Origin of the sequence: Mesorhizobium sp. M8A.F.Ca.ET.165.01.1.1 (genome assembly GCF_004792065.1) — a bacterium.
Taxonomy (GTDB): Bacteria; Pseudomonadota; Alphaproteobacteria; order Rhizobiales; family Rhizobiaceae; genus Mesorhizobium.
The window spans coordinates 1-280 of the sequence record NZ_SRTH01000268.1 but is presented as its reverse complement, the minus strand read 5'-3'; the positions used below and the strand labels follow the sequence as shown (position 1 = coordinate 280).

At 64.6% G+C, this 280-nt stretch carries 1 pseudogene; it reads left to right on the top strand.

Annotation, left to right across the window (positions count from 1 at the left end):
• Window positions 1–16: 16 nt before the first annotated feature.
• Window positions 17–280 (top strand): annotated as a pseudogene (locus tag EN808_RS36045) (endoglucanase); the annotation flags it as partial.

Genomic DNA, 280 nt, shown 5'->3' with positions numbered 1-280 from the left:
CAGGGATCTTGTCGGGTTGGGCTTTTCGGTCGTCCTCGACATGCATCCCGCAGGCGAGCTTGTGGCGGCTTTCCGAAACGATCACAAGGCCGCGGGCGAACAGGTGCTGCAGGCCTGGACGGCGCTGCGCGTCGTCGTCGCCGATCTGCCGGCGGATTGGGTTTATCCGGAACTCTTGAACGAGCCCCCCATGGAACGAGCCAACTGGCTGGCGCTGCGGGAAGAGATCACCGCAACGCTGCGCGCAAGCTGTCCGCTGCACACGCTGGTCTGGGTACCA